Annotated in this window: 17 protein-coding genes and 1 pseudogene; 17 read left to right on the forward strand and 1 reads right to left on the reverse strand. The window is 32.2% G+C overall.

The window, feature by feature from the left end:
* Nucleotides 1–204: 204 nt before the first annotated feature.
* Nucleotides 205–456, reverse strand: a complete 252-nt coding sequence (locus NMM25_RS01235; RefSeq protein WP_001845478.1) for a hypothetical protein — start codon at nt 454–456, stop codon at nt 205–207.
* Here NMM25_RS01235 and NMM25_RS01240 point away from each other — a divergent pair.
* The 17 genes and pseudogenes from NMM25_RS01240 (at nt 440) to NMM25_RS01320 (ending at nt 14,224) form a co-directional block, all read left to right on the forward strand.
* Nucleotides 440–643 (forward strand): excisionase, encoded by a 204-nt coding sequence (locus NMM25_RS01240; RefSeq protein ID WP_000814511.1) that lies wholly within the window; start codon nt 440–442, stop codon nt 641–643. The two genes, NMM25_RS01235 and NMM25_RS01240, sit on opposite strands and share 17 nt — an antisense overlap.
* An 81-nt stretch (nt 644–724) precedes the next feature.
* On the forward strand, nt 725–1,942 hold the full coding sequence (locus NMM25_RS01245) for a tyrosine-type recombinase/integrase (RefSeq protein WP_001291561.1): 1,218 nt from the start codon (nt 725–727) through the stop codon (nt 1,940–1,942).
* 503 nt (nt 1,943–2,445) lie between these two features.
* Nucleotides 2,446–2,619, forward strand: coding sequence for a hypothetical protein (locus NMM25_RS01250; RefSeq protein ID WP_223842482.1), 174 nt, complete (start codon nt 2,446–2,448; stop codon nt 2,617–2,619).
* 391 nt (nt 2,620–3,010) lie between these two features.
* On the forward strand, nt 3,011–3,241 hold the full coding sequence (locus NMM25_RS01255) for a hypothetical protein (RefSeq protein WP_000256953.1): 231 nt from the start codon (nt 3,011–3,013) through the stop codon (nt 3,239–3,241).
* Nucleotides 3,242–3,554: 313 nt separating this feature from the next.
* On the forward strand, nt 3,555–4,112 hold the full coding sequence (locus NMM25_RS01260; protein ID WP_001270298.1) for a hypothetical protein: 558 nt from the start codon (nt 3,555–3,557) through the stop codon (nt 4,110–4,112).
* 109 nt (nt 4,113–4,221) lie between these two features.
* The gene (locus tag NMM25_RS01265) at nt 4,222–5,997 is read left to right on the forward strand and encodes an ABC transporter ATP-binding protein (RefSeq protein ID WP_000411094.1); all 1,776 of its coding nucleotides are present in this window, start codon (nt 4,222–4,224) and stop codon (nt 5,995–5,997) included.
* 35 nt (nt 5,998–6,032) lie between these two features.
* Complete coding sequence (locus tag NMM25_RS01270; protein WP_171964981.1) at nt 6,033–7,418, forward strand: ATP-binding cassette domain-containing protein; 1,386 nt, start codon at nt 6,033–6,035, stop codon at nt 7,416–7,418.
* Nucleotides 7,419–7,679: 261 nt separating this feature from the next.
* Nucleotides 7,680–7,934, forward strand: a pseudogene (locus NMM25_RS01275) (transposase); the annotation flags it as partial.
* Between the two features lie 111 nt (nt 7,935–8,045).
* Nucleotides 8,046–8,195, forward strand: a complete 150-nt coding sequence (locus tag NMM25_RS01280; protein ID WP_000462711.1) for a hypothetical protein — start codon at nt 8,046–8,048, stop codon at nt 8,193–8,195.
* A gap of 173 nt (nt 8,196–8,368) precedes the next feature.
* Entirely contained in the window at nt 8,369–9,280 is a 912-nt protein-coding gene (locus NMM25_RS01285; protein ID WP_254735699.1) for an MFS transporter, read from the forward strand.
* A 39-nt stretch (nt 9,281–9,319) separates the two neighbouring features.
* Nucleotides 9,320–9,550 carry a hypothetical protein gene (locus NMM25_RS01290; RefSeq protein WP_254735700.1) on the forward strand — a complete coding sequence of 77 codons (231 nt, stop codon included), beginning with the start codon at nt 9,320–9,322 and terminating at the stop codon, nt 9,548–9,550.
* 164 nt (nt 9,551–9,714) lie between these two features.
* A complete protein-coding gene (locus NMM25_RS01295; RefSeq protein WP_223842281.1) occupies nt 9,715–9,933 on the forward strand; it encodes a helix-turn-helix domain-containing protein in 219 nt (72 codons plus the stop codon).
* A 313-nt stretch (nt 9,934–10,246) separates the two neighbouring features.
* The gene (locus NMM25_RS01300; RefSeq protein ID WP_002917257.1) at nt 10,247–10,504 is read left to right on the forward strand and encodes a hypothetical protein; all 258 of its coding nucleotides are present in this window, start codon (nt 10,247–10,249) and stop codon (nt 10,502–10,504) included.
* A gap of 568 nt (nt 10,505–11,072) precedes the next feature.
* Nucleotides 11,073–11,291, forward strand: a complete 219-nt coding sequence (locus NMM25_RS01305) for a helix-turn-helix domain-containing protein (RefSeq protein WP_023916206.1) — start codon at nt 11,073–11,075, stop codon at nt 11,289–11,291.
* A gap of 306 nt (nt 11,292–11,597) precedes the next feature.
* A complete protein-coding gene (locus NMM25_RS01310; protein WP_000450956.1) occupies nt 11,598–11,867 on the forward strand; it encodes a DUF3173 family protein in 270 nt (89 codons plus the stop codon).
* Nucleotides 11,839–13,026, forward strand: a complete 1,188-nt coding sequence (locus NMM25_RS01315; RefSeq protein ID WP_002917255.1) for a site-specific integrase — start codon at nt 11,839–11,841, stop codon at nt 13,024–13,026. Before NMM25_RS01310 ends, NMM25_RS01315 begins: the two co-directional genes overlap by 29 nt.
* Nucleotides 13,027–13,321: 295 nt before the next feature.
* Nucleotides 13,322–14,224, forward strand: a complete 903-nt coding sequence (locus NMM25_RS01320) for a DUF2268 domain-containing protein (protein ID WP_198459478.1) — start codon at nt 13,322–13,324, stop codon at nt 14,222–14,224.
* Nucleotides 14,225–14,278 lie beyond the last annotated feature (54 nt).

Below are 14,278 nucleotides of genomic sequence, written 5' to 3' on the forward strand. Positions count from 1 at the left end.
AGCGTGCTAAACCATTCCACGCTTCCCGAACAGGGAGGTTTGTTATTCCACCAAAGCATATTGAGCTTTCAATGTGTTTTGATAGGCTAACGAGCCATTGTTCTTTGAAAACTGAATAAAAGTAATCGAATACGTTTCGATAAGAAAAGAGCCAACGGAACTAACCGCCATGACCTATCTTATAAAGATAGCGAGCGATTCATGTTAGTGATCCGAGAAGCAATCTTTAGCAGGATTGCCTGCAACGACATTCTTATCGTGATAATGATACTCCCATACAGTCAATAGTCCGAGCGTGATAAAACCGTCGCAGGCAATGAGTATGGCTACATGAGAACCATGCAGGGGTGGAACTCCCGTGAGCTTTGCTAAAGCTGTTCGATTGCTGGTAAAACAACTTTTATGAAATCCAAATAAGTGATTTGGAAAGGAGGATTTTATGAAGCAGACTGACATTCCTATTTGGGAACGTTATACCCTAACCATTGAAGAAGCGTCAAAATATTTTCGTATTGGCGAAAACAAGCTACGACGCTTGGCAGAGGAAAATAAAAATGCAAATTGGCTGATTATGAATGGCAATCGTATTCAGATTAAACGAAAACAATTTGAAAAAATTATAGATACATTGGACGCAATCTAGCGTCGCCAAAGGGTCTTGTATATGATAAAATAGTATTAAGTCGTATCAAGGCTCTTTCCATAAAGGAAAGGAGCAAATGCCATGTCAGAAAAAAGACGTGACAATAAAGGTCGAATCTTAAAGACTGGAGAGAGCCAACGAAAAGACGGAAGATACTTATACAAATATATAGATTCATTTGGAGAACCGCAATTTGTTTACTCGTGGAAACTTGTGGCTACAGACCGAGTACCAGCAGGAAAGCGTGATTGTATCTCACTTAGAGAGAAAATCGCAGAGTTACAGAAAGACATTCATGATGGTATTGATGTTGTAGGAAAGAAAATGACACTCTGCCAGCTTTACGCAAAACAGAACGCTCAAAGACCAAAGGTTAGAAAAAACACTGAAACTGGACGCAAATATCTTATGGATATTTTGAAGAAAGACAAGTTAGGTGTAAGAAGTATTGACAGTATTAAGCCATCAGACGCTAAAGAATGGGCTATTAGAATGAGTGAAAATGGTTATGCTTATCAAACCATCAATAACTACAAACGTTCTTTAAAGGCTTCATTCTATATTGCTATACAAGATGATTGTGTTCGGAAGAATCCATTTGACTTTCAACTGAAAGCAGTTCTTGATGATGATACTGTCCCTAAGACCGTACTAACAGAAGAACAGGAAGAAAAACTGTTAGCCTTTGCAAAAGCTGATAAAACCTACAGCAAAAATTATGATGAAATTCTGATACTCTTAAAAACAGGTCTTCGTATTTCAGAGTTTGGTGGTTTGACACTTCCAGATTTAGATTTTGAGAATCGTCTTGTCAATATAGACCATCAGCTATTGAGAGATACTGAAATTGGGTACTACATTGAAACACCAAAGACCAAAAGTGGCGAACGTCAAGTTCCTATGGTTGAAGAAGCCTATCAAGCATTTAAGCGAGTGTTAGCGAATCGAAAGAATGATAAGCGTGTTGAGATTGATGGATATAGTGATTTCCTCTTTCTTAATAGAAAGAACTATCCAAAAGTGGCAAGTGATTACAACGGCATGATGAAAGGTCTTGTTAAGAAATACAATAAGTATAACGAGGATAAATTGCCACACATCACTCCACATAGTTTGCGACATACATTCTGTACCAACTATGCAAATGCAGGAATGAATCCAAAGGCATTACAGTACATTATGGGACATGCTAATATAGCCATGACGCTGAACTATTACGCACATGCAACATTCGATTCTGCAATGGCAGAAATGAAACGCTTGAATAAAGAGAAGCAACAGGAGCGTCTTGTTGCTTAGTAGTACAAATGAATTTACTACTTATTTACCACTTCTGACAGCTAAGACATGAGGAAATATGCAAAGAAACGTGAAGTATCTTCCTACAGTAAAAATACTCGAAAGCACATAGAATAAGGCTTTACGAGCATTTAAGAAAATATAAAAAGATAATTAGAAATTTATACTTTGTTTATTTTAAAGAAGTGATTCTAATGTACAAGGGTGTAATTTGTTAGAATTTCAAAAATTTAGAGCATTTTTGGCTTAGTAATATGTGTTGAAGGCTCAAAATCTATGGTAAAAAAGTAGCTTTGAAAACGTATTACCTCCAAAGATTTAGTTTAATAATGAATTAACATAAAAAGAAATGATTGAAGTTCTGGAAAGATGTTGTTTCAGTATTGAAATCATTGAGAAAAAGTGGGAAAAATTTGCGATTTTCACAGAGAAAGGAAGAAAAAGTATAGAAATAAGTCTTGAAAAACTGGATTTGAAGAATTATTTTGATTATATTGTTTCGGATGACAATTGCTATTGAAGATTTGTACTCAGGGATACAGGTATCAACTAGTGCTGGTATTGATACTATTGGATATTACGATTACCCATTGCCTTTATTTAATGCTAAGGCAAATTGGAAGGCTGGAAGTATGCAAGAAGTATTGAACGTAATTCAATCACAACATGAGTTTTAAAACGTCTAGACGTACTTAGAAAAATTAAAAATATACTTTTCGGGAATCTGTCCATAGATGAACAAAAGAAGCTTCAAAAAAATGTTTCTAATATTTATTTTAGGTCTATTTGTAGGTCGATTCTTAATCCCATTACTTAGACCACATATAGTTGGTTGGCTAAAAACTATATGTGGTTAATAGTAACGATAACCTTATTTAACAAAAAAGTTTTCCCTTTTATTTTTTAATAGCATTGTTTTGACAAATTAACTTCCACGTTTATTGGCGGTAGAAGTTGGTTTGAGAATTTAGCACTTTGATGACCTTAGATCCTTATAATCCTACACGTACAGGTATGACTTTTAGTTTTAGATATTCTCATTAGTTTAATTAAAGGAGGGACTGTGTTATGGTAACTAAGTATTACAAGTATATTCCTTGGTTGATCTTAGGAGCTATTGGATCTTATGAGTCCGCAACTTATTTTGGACATAGCACATTTGATACGCTGTATTTATCTATTGTTTTTATGATTGTTTACGTAGCTTTATTCATTCTACACGAAAAATATCTGAAATATAAATATAAAGAAATATTTACACATATTATGAGCAATTCTGAAAAAGATCATCATCCCTAGTAAGATACAGCATAATAAAGCCCTAGCAACCAGATTGTACTGACCCCAAAATACTTAGATTACCAATATGAAAAACAGGTGAGAACCCAAGGTAATTCTGGAGGGCTTGATGTCGGTAAGGCAGATTAATTATTTGGGATAGGAGTGCATACATTTTTATATATTAGGAGGGATTATAATAAATAATATTGTTGGTTTATATACTACTATTGATGATATCGGAAATCATGAGCGTCACTACACAAAACTTGGTGATTTCCAAAAAGGAAACAATCCTTGTATTGTAAGGTATGTCTCAGGCAGTGATGCAACTGTGAGATATCAAGATGAGGTTTATTCGCTTGAAGCAGGGATGATTCTTGGTGCGGATGCCCTAGTTGATACAAATAATTCATTTGTTGAGATTGCTGACTCATATGAAAATATTTATAGACTTGCACCTGAAAGTCAATTCTGTTTAGAAATGACAGTTAAGGGAGTAATTCCAGTTCATTTTGGACATGTTCATGTTATTCCTTCTTATCAGACAATTGAAGCAGGAGCTAAATATAGAACAAGTTGTTTTACAGCTCGTAGTCAAGTTACTATTGAAGTGGTTGCGAATAATATAGATGTATATTATTCATATGATAAACCCGTTGAAGTATTTGAGTTTGATGAGTTAGGAAATAAATTTACTTTGTTTACGTTGGCACCGTATCAGAAATGTATTCTTCAAGACCAAGGTGGTAGTATGCGAGATAGATACCATGTTTTAGAACAATCTAACTTGGAAAATAGTGAAGTCATAAGATTGTATGAAACTTATTGTATGCCATTTAATTGGAGATTACAAGCTGAAGAGGTGCAACTAAGTGCACAGGCTAATTAGTATTGTGTTGTTGTATTCTGGCTAAACGCTTAGAAATTAAAGTATGCACTTATATAATTTAGGCTAGAGTTTATTCTAGCCTAAAATTTTATTAAAAGGTAGATTGAACATGGAAAAAATATTTAACTATTTAAATTTATATCTAAAAAGTTTGAATTTTGTGTGGAAAACATCAAAGTCTATAATGTTGTGGATGATTTTAATGGTTCCTATACAATCTATTCTTCCTTCTATCAGTATTTTTATTACTAACATAGTTGTCAATAAAATATCCTCTTTGAATTCCATAAATCTTACTATGCTTATTGCGGTTTGGGGGGTATCTTTCTTTCTTAACAATCTAATATCCCCACTGCTCGTGATGATACAAGGTCGCATGACTGATTTATTGACGTATCAATTAAATACGGAGTTGATGCGTAAATCAGAGAGATTACAGAATATTAGTTATTTTGAAGATAGCGAATTCTATAACGATATACAGTTGCTTAGTTCAGAAGCAAGTTGGCGTCCAGTAAATTTATTAGTATTTGGAACTAGCCTTATCTCCAATGCAATTGTATTTGCTTCTATGCTGTTAATGGTTAGCTCTGTGAATATACTAGTAAGTTTACTACTGTTTGTTGTATTGATTCCACAAGGTATCATAGCTTATAGAATTCAGCAACAGGCATTTGAAACACTTGTGTCTAATAGTGAAGAATCTCGTAAGTTAGATTATTATAGTCAGGTTCTTTTGAGTAACAATCACATTAAAGATATTCGGCTTTATAATTTATATATCTTTTTTATTACAAAATATACAGATGTATTTACATCAATAACTGACAAGCTCCAAGTTGATCGGAGAAAAAAATTTACCACTTCAGCTTTATTTATAACTCTTAATAGTATCGTCATAATTTTAATGTTTGGATATGTTATTATTCAAATCAAAAAAGGTGTTTTAGATTTAGGTGTTATTTTTGTGTTTTCTACTAGTATTATCTACTCAATAAATAGTATGGCTAGACTTGTAGAAGATAGTTCACTCCTCTATGACACTCTCCTCTACATGGAAAACTTTTTTAAGTTTATTGAAATTGAAGATGAGCTAAGTACAGAAGTACCAATTACTAAAACTGAAAATAATTTTGGTGATGATATCATAGAATTTAGAAATGTTAACTTTTCTTATTCAAACAATTCTGATTTGGTATTAAGTAACGTTAGCTTTAAAATAGCTGAGGGAGAGAAAATTGCAATAGTTGGGGAAAATGGAGCTGGAAAAACGACTCTAGTCAAATTGCTATGTGCTTTCTATCCTAACTATTCGGGTGATATAATAGTAAACAATAAGTCACTTAGAGAATATGAATTGACAGATTATAGAAAGCAGATTACTTCAATTTTCCAAGATTTTTCTAAATTTGATATTTCATTAAGAGAGAATGTTGCACTGTCCGATTTATCTAGGATATTTAAAAATGAAGATATAACTAAAGCGCTTGATAAAGGTCGGTTTAATATGAAAGATATGTCATTAGACCAAGTTTTGGGAAGAAAATTTGATGGTGGGAAAGAATTATCTGGCGGGGAGTGGCAGAAAGTTGCACTGTCAAGAGCGTTTTTTTCAAATGCACCAATCTTAATATTAGATGAGCCGACGGCATCAATTGATGCCAAAGCAGAATATGAATTATTTCAAGATTTTCTGCAATTGACACAAGGAAAAACTGTTTTCTATATTACTCACAGACTTGCGAGTGTAAAATTTGCTGATAAAATTTTGGTGTTAAAATCCGGAGAAATTCATTCATTCGGAACTCATAATGAGTTAATGAATAAGGATGAGTATTATAGAAAATTGTATAAAATGCAATCGTCAATGTACGCTGAAGAATAGTTTGAAATATAGGAGCTGATATGGAAGTTCTCCGCATGAAAAATATCGAAAAACAAATTAATTCACGACATATCCTTCAAATACCTGAGTTAATTCTTCATCATGGTGAACGGATAGGCATTGTGGGGAGTAATGGTGTAGGAAAAACAACTTTGCTAAGAATGATTATCCAGGAAGATAATGATTACAAAGGTATGATAACAGTGAATGGAGATATTGCTTATGTTCCTCAAGTTAAGGAGATTAGAGATGGATCAGGAGGAGAGATTTCTTTAAAGTTATTAAAGGAGGCCTTTTCTTCAAGAACCTCTATACTAATTTTAGATGAGCCGACATCTCATTTGGATCAGCATAATGTTCAATGGTTAATTCATAGAATATCGAAATTTGATGGTACAATAATTTTGGTTAGTCACGATCGTTTTTTACTAGATAATATTATAGAAAAAATTGTTTTCATTGAAAGGAGTCAAATAGGAGTTTTCAAAGGAAATTTTACGGAATTTGAAAATGAAAGAAATCAAATAGAAGAGCAATGTTGGAAAAATATTGCTCAATATAACAATGAGGTGGCTAGGTTAACTAAAGAATTAGAAAATAAAAAGATAAGATCAAAAAAAATTAGTAAGAAAAGTTCTAATAGAATCAGCAACTCAGACTGGAAAGCGCGTTCAAAAATGGGGAGCTACGATAGTCAAGAAAAAGCCATGGCCAAATCAGCCAAAGCTATTGAAAAAAGATTAAGTAGATTGACTGCACCTTCCCGACCTTCACCTAAAACACAAATTAAGTTTAAAACAATAAGCTCCACATTAGAGTATTCTTCTAATACAATGATCGAATTAAAAGAAAGCAAGCTAAGTACAAATTTTATAGATCTTTATATACCTCAAATAAAAATGAGGTTTGGAGAAAAATGGTTGTTAACTGGAAGAAATAAATCTGGAAAGACTACATTATTAAAAAGTATAGTAAATCAAGAAATAGATGGATATTTTTCAAAAGGTTTAAAAATTGGGTATTTTAGTCAAGAATTAAATACACTAGACCAAGATAAAACACTCTTTGATAATATATATGAAACAAGTAGTCATAATAAACAATTAATTATAAACTTTCTTGCAATGCTAGATTTAAAATTTGATAAAATATTTGTTCCGTTTGGCAAGCTCTCTGGGGGTGAGCAAGTTAAAGGCCAACTTGCATCAGTCCTTCTGAGCGATTCAAATTTTCTTATTTTAGATGAACCAACAAACTTTCTTGATATTACCTCACTTAATGCACTAGAAAAATTCTTATTAAGTTATCCAGGTTCGATACTTTTGGTTTGTCATGACACATATTTTCAAGAAAGATTACATTTTAAAAAGTTATGCATTCTAAATAATAACTTGCTTCTAGAGGATTACTTTGAAGATTGATTTAGTAAACTAAATAGGTGAACCATTTTATTTTTTTGATAGCTAATCAATATCCATGATGTAAAAAGCAGCGTAAAATCGTTGCTTTTTTTCTTTGTACGACTTATCCCGTGAGGTCTCATGGGAGTAAATAAGACGTAGTAACAACTAATCATAAGAAGTACCCTCGCCTATTGTTGTTATCAACTTATTCTTCGTTGAATAACAATGGCTGGGGCAGGCTCTCAGCCGAAGCCATAGTAGTGATGAAATTTCTGTAATGGAAAGGAATTCTCTTGTTACCCTTTGATAGAAGATCTTGGTATTGATTTTTACTTTGAGGATACCTATGCTTCTTGGCAAAGGGGAAATAACGAAACCTCCAATGGTTTACTCAGAGAATATTCCCCTAAGAAGGCTGATTTAACAAGCTTTAGTGATGAAGACTTGTTCTCAGCACTGTTTCATATCAACCATCTACCACGCAAATGTTTAGGTTACAGAACACCCTTCGAGGTACTTTCAAATAAGTGGTAAAAATGTTGCACTTATTCTTGCAATTTATCTTTTTAAAAAATAGGGGTAATCAGAGAAACATGGGTGCTTCATACTAGAAAAAACTTGCAAAGATTGAAAAAAAGATGTAAAATGTTTGAAAATAAAAATCAACATTTAGATGATAGGGAGATTATGAGGTTTATGATACCATTGGATGCTAGTGTATTTATTTTAGGTGTAGTTAAAAATATTGACTATAATACCAAAAATGTAGAAAAAGCTTTATATTCACTTCCATAATTATCAAAAATCAATTTTTATGGTACTTCTTGAAAAGACAGACAATGCATTTGAAATTAGTATTACTAGCGACTCACAACACTATTCACTAGAATTCATGGAAGAGTTTTGTAAACTAGTCAAACAAGAATTTGAGAATTTTTTATCTTGAATACCATGGGAGGGATATTTAGATGGAATCAAAAAACAACAAATTAGAAAAAAAGAATATTTTTCTATTAATTATCAGTAGTCAATTAAATGAATTTGGCACTACAATTTATGATTATGCCAATAAATTGGTTATAGCTTCTTCGGAGAGTAAATCAAATTACTACATGAGGATTTATCAATTTTCAGAGATCATTATACAATTGTTATTCAGCCTTTTTGGAGGTGTATTTGCGGACAGTAAGAATAAGAAAAAAATATTAATTGTTACTGATTTTATAGCTAGTTTACTTACCTTTATAGTTTTTATGTTTTATAGTGAAAGTAATGTATATATGTTGATAGTTACAAATATTTGTTTAGCAATTCTATATGCATTTAATGCTCCTGCTTATAGAGCAATAGTAGGAGATTTATTAAGTAAAAATAACATTATTAAATATAATTCTTATTCAAAATCAATTTCGGAATTTTTGAGTATCCTATCTCCAGTTATTGGGATGCTCACGATAGCATTAGTAGGATATAAATATGGAATGCTAGTTAATTCTCTTAGTTTTTTATTATCTGGGTGTTTATCAGTTTTTTTCACTGAATTAAATTTTTTTGATAACTCTCCCCAAAAATCTGACGCCTTTTCAATAAAGTATGGATTTAGTTACATTTATAACAATAAAGAGTTACTTCTTTTACTGATTTCAAGTTCGATGATTAACTTCTTTTCATCAGGAATAAACTTTTATTTACCGTTTATTAATAAAATGTACGATTTGGATAAGTTATATGGCATGATTTTAATTGGTCAAGCAGTTGGGAATATTATTGGGGCTGTATCGAATAATTTTTTTAAAAGAAGTTTTTCGTCAAACCAATATAGTACATTCCTTTTGATATCATCTTTACCACTGATTATGATTCCTTTAGTGAAGATCTGATCGATTACTTTACTTTTGTTTTCATTATCATCATTAGCTATGACAATTTTTAATGTTCAAATGTTATCGTATTTACAGTCTACAATTGAAAAGGAATATTTAGGAAGGGTATTTAGTATAATTGCATTTTTTGCTTTAATGTTAATGCCTTTAGGAACGGTTGTATTTTCATATTTTAACTTTAAAACATTACTTGTTTTTGGAGTTGTAGGAGTAGGTGACTTACTAACTTGTATACTCTTAAAATTTGCATTGAAGAGTTTAAAATGAATTCGAAATGGCATTGAAGTAATTACTATGATGAGTTATTCAATCGGTGTTGATTTTTGTAAAAAATAGACAGATAAAAAACTTCTGTCATATTATGACAATTTCCCAGCTTTTTCTGAAAGTGACATATACTTTTCTTAGGAGATAGCTAGATGTACTAACGGATAAGAGATTTGAGAGAAGATCATGATTTCACCCAAAAATTTGTTGCAAATTTACTTTCCTTCCCTCATACAAATTATGCAAAAATTGAGAGAGGAGAGGTTGCCCTAACGGCAGATGTCCTTGTGCAGCTTTCTAAACTCTATAACGTTAGTACGGATTACCTATTAGGGTTAACAGATTGTCCAGATATGATAAAACATAAAAAAATGCTAAACTAGAAACTGATAAATTGTGTCCTCAAAACCGTGACGAGGATAAAAAATTGAATTCTCGAGGGATAGACAACACATATATGTATGATGTGATAAAGAACTAGAGTTTCGTAGTTGGTACATAAAAACAGGAATACCGTCTAAAATATATATGATTGGAAAAATATTGAGAAATTTCAAATAAAAAACAGGGATATTTTTTGAAAAAATTATACGTGAATTAGCTTTTTTATTAGTCTCAAAAACTATCTCCAATTTATCAAAGAAAAAATTAGTTGATTTATCTTTTAATATTGTTCACAGTATAGATTATACTGATTTGAACGTTCAGCAGAAGAGACAGCTTGAGGAAAGTATAGAAAAAATAAATTATTTCTCTATTTACATAGCTAAGAGATTGAATAAAGTTGAAAACATGCTTAGGAATCAAGAGGTTAATTCTATTGATTTCAGAAAACTAAAAGATGAATACGGAATATTTCATGAATGGATAGTAGCAAAATATTCTTATATTCTCAAGGATAGAGGTATTCATATAGAAATAAAAAACGGAATTCTATTCGAATTTTCTCCTTAGAAAACGATGATAGAACTGTAGATATTGATGAACTATTAGGAGAAAAAATGTCTAAAACACTTGATATTGTTGGTTTTTCTGAAATACACAGAATAATTGTAAGTAAACATTGATTTGTGAATCTTCGAAGATAAAACAATATAAAATCTTATTAATTGCTTTGAATCGATGGAGTGGCTTATCTACATCTGTTAATGCAACGGATAATTTTATTGTTAAATCGTGCCTATTATAAAATTTTTATGTTCTGAAAGTAAGAGATTCACAATCAAAATATCATGTTGATCTTTTTTCAATTTGCTGGTTTACAGAAATCTGTACATCATTAATTCCTTCCATAACAAAATTATGTGACTTTTGTTACCGGATTACTGCTGATTTTTTAATAGCTTATAACATTTTTAGACGGTTAATAGATTTTGACCGTCTTTCTTAATATTGTCTTACCTATAATAGATGAGCTTATGAGAAGTGTTTAATAAATTAACTTTAGTTCAAAATGTCCAATTTGGACACTTTGAATGATTTCTTAGTTTTATATATTATACTTTTCTCAGGAGAAAGCTGTATGTACAGACGATTAAGGGATTTGAGGGAAGATCGTGATTTAACCCAAAAAGAATTAGCAAAATTACTTTCATTTACAACTTCAGCATATTCAAAGATAGAGCGCGGAGAACGAACTCTCACTGCAGAAGTCTTAATCGATCTCTCAAATTTTTATAATGTAAGTACAGATTATTTATTGGGTATTACAGATTATCCTAATAAAATTCACATTAAATAAAATTGTCCATATTTCATATCTCGTGAAATTAAGAAGAATTTAATTAGAACATTGACAATTGAATAGTCCAAAATGGTACTTTCCTCATTTGTGGAGCAGTTTTGAATGGCTCGCCATGATAAGAGCGACATTAAAACCATCAATAAAATAGAGCGATACTTTATATGCCATGATACAAATGATATACAATGATACTTCTGACCGTTCAGGCTGCCACCGTAAAAGAGCAGCAAGTGTAATTCTTATGATGACTTCATCAGTCATGCCATGGAGGTGAAAAAATCTAAGAAAGGAAGTAGTAAAATCATGGAAACAGTAAACTATAAAGATTTAGTTGCGATTGGTTTTCCAGAGCACACATCTAGAAATATTATTAGACAAGCAAAAAAGATTGCTGTAAAAAAGTTTGAAGAAGCTAGAAAAAATGATAAGAATGCGGTACAATTAGGATGTTCACCTTTCGATAATAAAAGGTTAGGCATTGCTCCTAAAAATATTGTAGAAAATTTAATTGGTATTTCTTTTTCAGATATAGAAGGTGAGAAAAATGGTTATATCAAAGACAAAGAAATATAAAGGTGTATACAAAGATTCAAAAGGAAAAATTTACTTTCAAATTGAATTAGGAGTTGATCCAATAACTGGGAAAAGAATTCAAAAGAAAGGAAGGAAAAATCAACAGGGACTACCGTTTAATTCTTTTAAGGAAGCTTATGAAGAGATACTTCGTTTAAAACATGAATTTGTGAACTCTACTATTAATAATAGTTTTCTAACTTTTAGAGAGTTCATGGAAGAGATTTATTTAAAATATTATCAACAAAAAGTTCAATTTGTAACTTATCAGACCGCTTTACCACATCATCAGTTATTTATTAAGCAATTTGGTAGTAAAAAATTATCAGATATTAGTACTATTGACTGTGAGAGATTTCGCTTAGCTATTATAGACAAGTATTCTAGTAACTATGCTAAAAATATGTGGTCTAGATTTAAAGCATGTCTGGGCTATGCAGAAAGATTGGGTTATATTGATAGAGTTCCTTTTAAAGGATTAGAAAATCCTAGAGGAAAGCACCCTGATACAAAATTTTGGACATTTGATGAATTTAAGAAGGTAATAAACTCTTTCGATATTAGTGAGTATGAGGGACTCCATAATTACATGACGATCTGGTTATATTTTATGACTGGCTTAAGAGTTAGTGAGGGTATTGCTCTTAAATGGGAAGACATTGATTTTGAACGTAAATGGATTCATGTTCATTCGACAATTGAGAAAGACAAAAACGGTGTATGGTATGCTAAACAACAAACAAAGACAGTAGCAGGGAATCGTAAAATTGATTTAGATGATTTTACGATTACAATACTTAAAAAGTGGCGAGAAGTTCAAATCAAGAATGATGATAAAGATTATGTAATATCACGTTTTGGTGCCCCCTTGTGTAAGTCTACAATTTCTAGGATAATAAAAAGGCATGCTAAGATTACTGGTGTACCAGAAATTACGGGGAAAGGATTAAGACATAGTCATGCATCTTATCTTATAAATGTGTTACATAAGGATACTTTATATGTTTCATATCGATTAGGACACGCTGATAAGTCAACCACGTTGAATACATATAGTCATTGGTATTATTCAGGTGATTCAACAATTTCAGAAGAGATTACAAGCAGTTTAGATAATCTTGGATTATCAATTTACCTACCAAATTCCTGCCAAAGTTGAAAATGGAGGAATTAACCCACTAATACTGGGAGAAAATAAGATTAGCAAATTGTTACTCTTAAATAATAAAGTAACTACATTAGTAGCTTAAAAAACTTATAAAACTGCTATTCTTAGGAATAGCAGTTTTTTCTTTTTAGAATGGTAAATCTACCTCTAAATTATAGTCTGATACGAAAGTTCTAGGATGCTTTTTTCTAACAGTTACTAGAATTTTGATAGAAATTCGATTTTCTTCTTGACTCTGACCTTAGGTAAGGGATTATACTAATAGTAGATAAGAAAGGAGATTATTATGCAAATCAATATGATTCGTTCAGATAAAGTTTACCAAGAGATGCTCGAGCTTCCTTTGGAAAAGAGAGAAGGTTGCTTTCGAGCTAAAATATTAGCACCTTTTGCAATCAAATACCAAACTCAACATATTCCTCTGAAAGCAAAGTATCCCGGAGGATTTGATGCTCTATTCCTACTTGGTTTTATGAATCAGCTACCCGGCACTCTGTCAGAAAAGGATAGACCGGCTATTGATGCTCTGAGCTCTGATCAACTCTGGCAAAATTGTCAAGGTACCATCAAGAGGAGTATCGGTCTTTTTGAGCAGGCTGGCTATGATTTAGAGGTTGAGGATTATCATTTTACTATTTTATTGGGCAATCCAGAAAAGCCTATGTTGCAGCTCAATAAGGGTTATAGCGGAGATGGTGGAATTCCAGGCTACCTCATACTTAGTCTGCTACCAAATGACTATACTTTACCACGTGTGCAGGCTGCGTTGGCTCACGAGTGCAATCACAATGTCCGCTTTCAATTTGTCAAATGGAACCAGCAGACGACACTAGCAGACTGGGTAGTCAGTGAAGGATTGGCAGAGTCTTTTGCTGCTGAGCTCTATGGCAAAGATCTCATTGGGCCTTGGGTCACTTCAACCAGTCCAGAGCAGTTAGAAGAGATTAAGCCCATCATCTCAAGTCAGCTTCAGCTAACGGGGATGGCGGAAATGGTTCCTTATCTTTATGGTGATGAAATAGCTGAGATTCAAGGTCAAATACCGGTTGGTATGCCTTATGCTGCGGGCTATGCTTATGGTTATCATCTGATACAAGCTTATCTGAAAAAGACTGGCAAGAGCATTATTGAGGCTACTGTGACATCAACGGAAGAGATTCTAGAGGCGACGAAAGACTTTTGGAAATGACACTTTTGCTTGCAAATCTGCCAGAGTTTGATATAATGTAGGTAATTTTTGGAG

The sequence above is a fragment of the Streptococcus sp. CF10-1 genome, from assembly GCF_024295825.1.
Taxonomy (GTDB): domain Bacteria; phylum Bacillota; class Bacilli; order Lactobacillales; family Streptococcaceae; genus Streptococcus.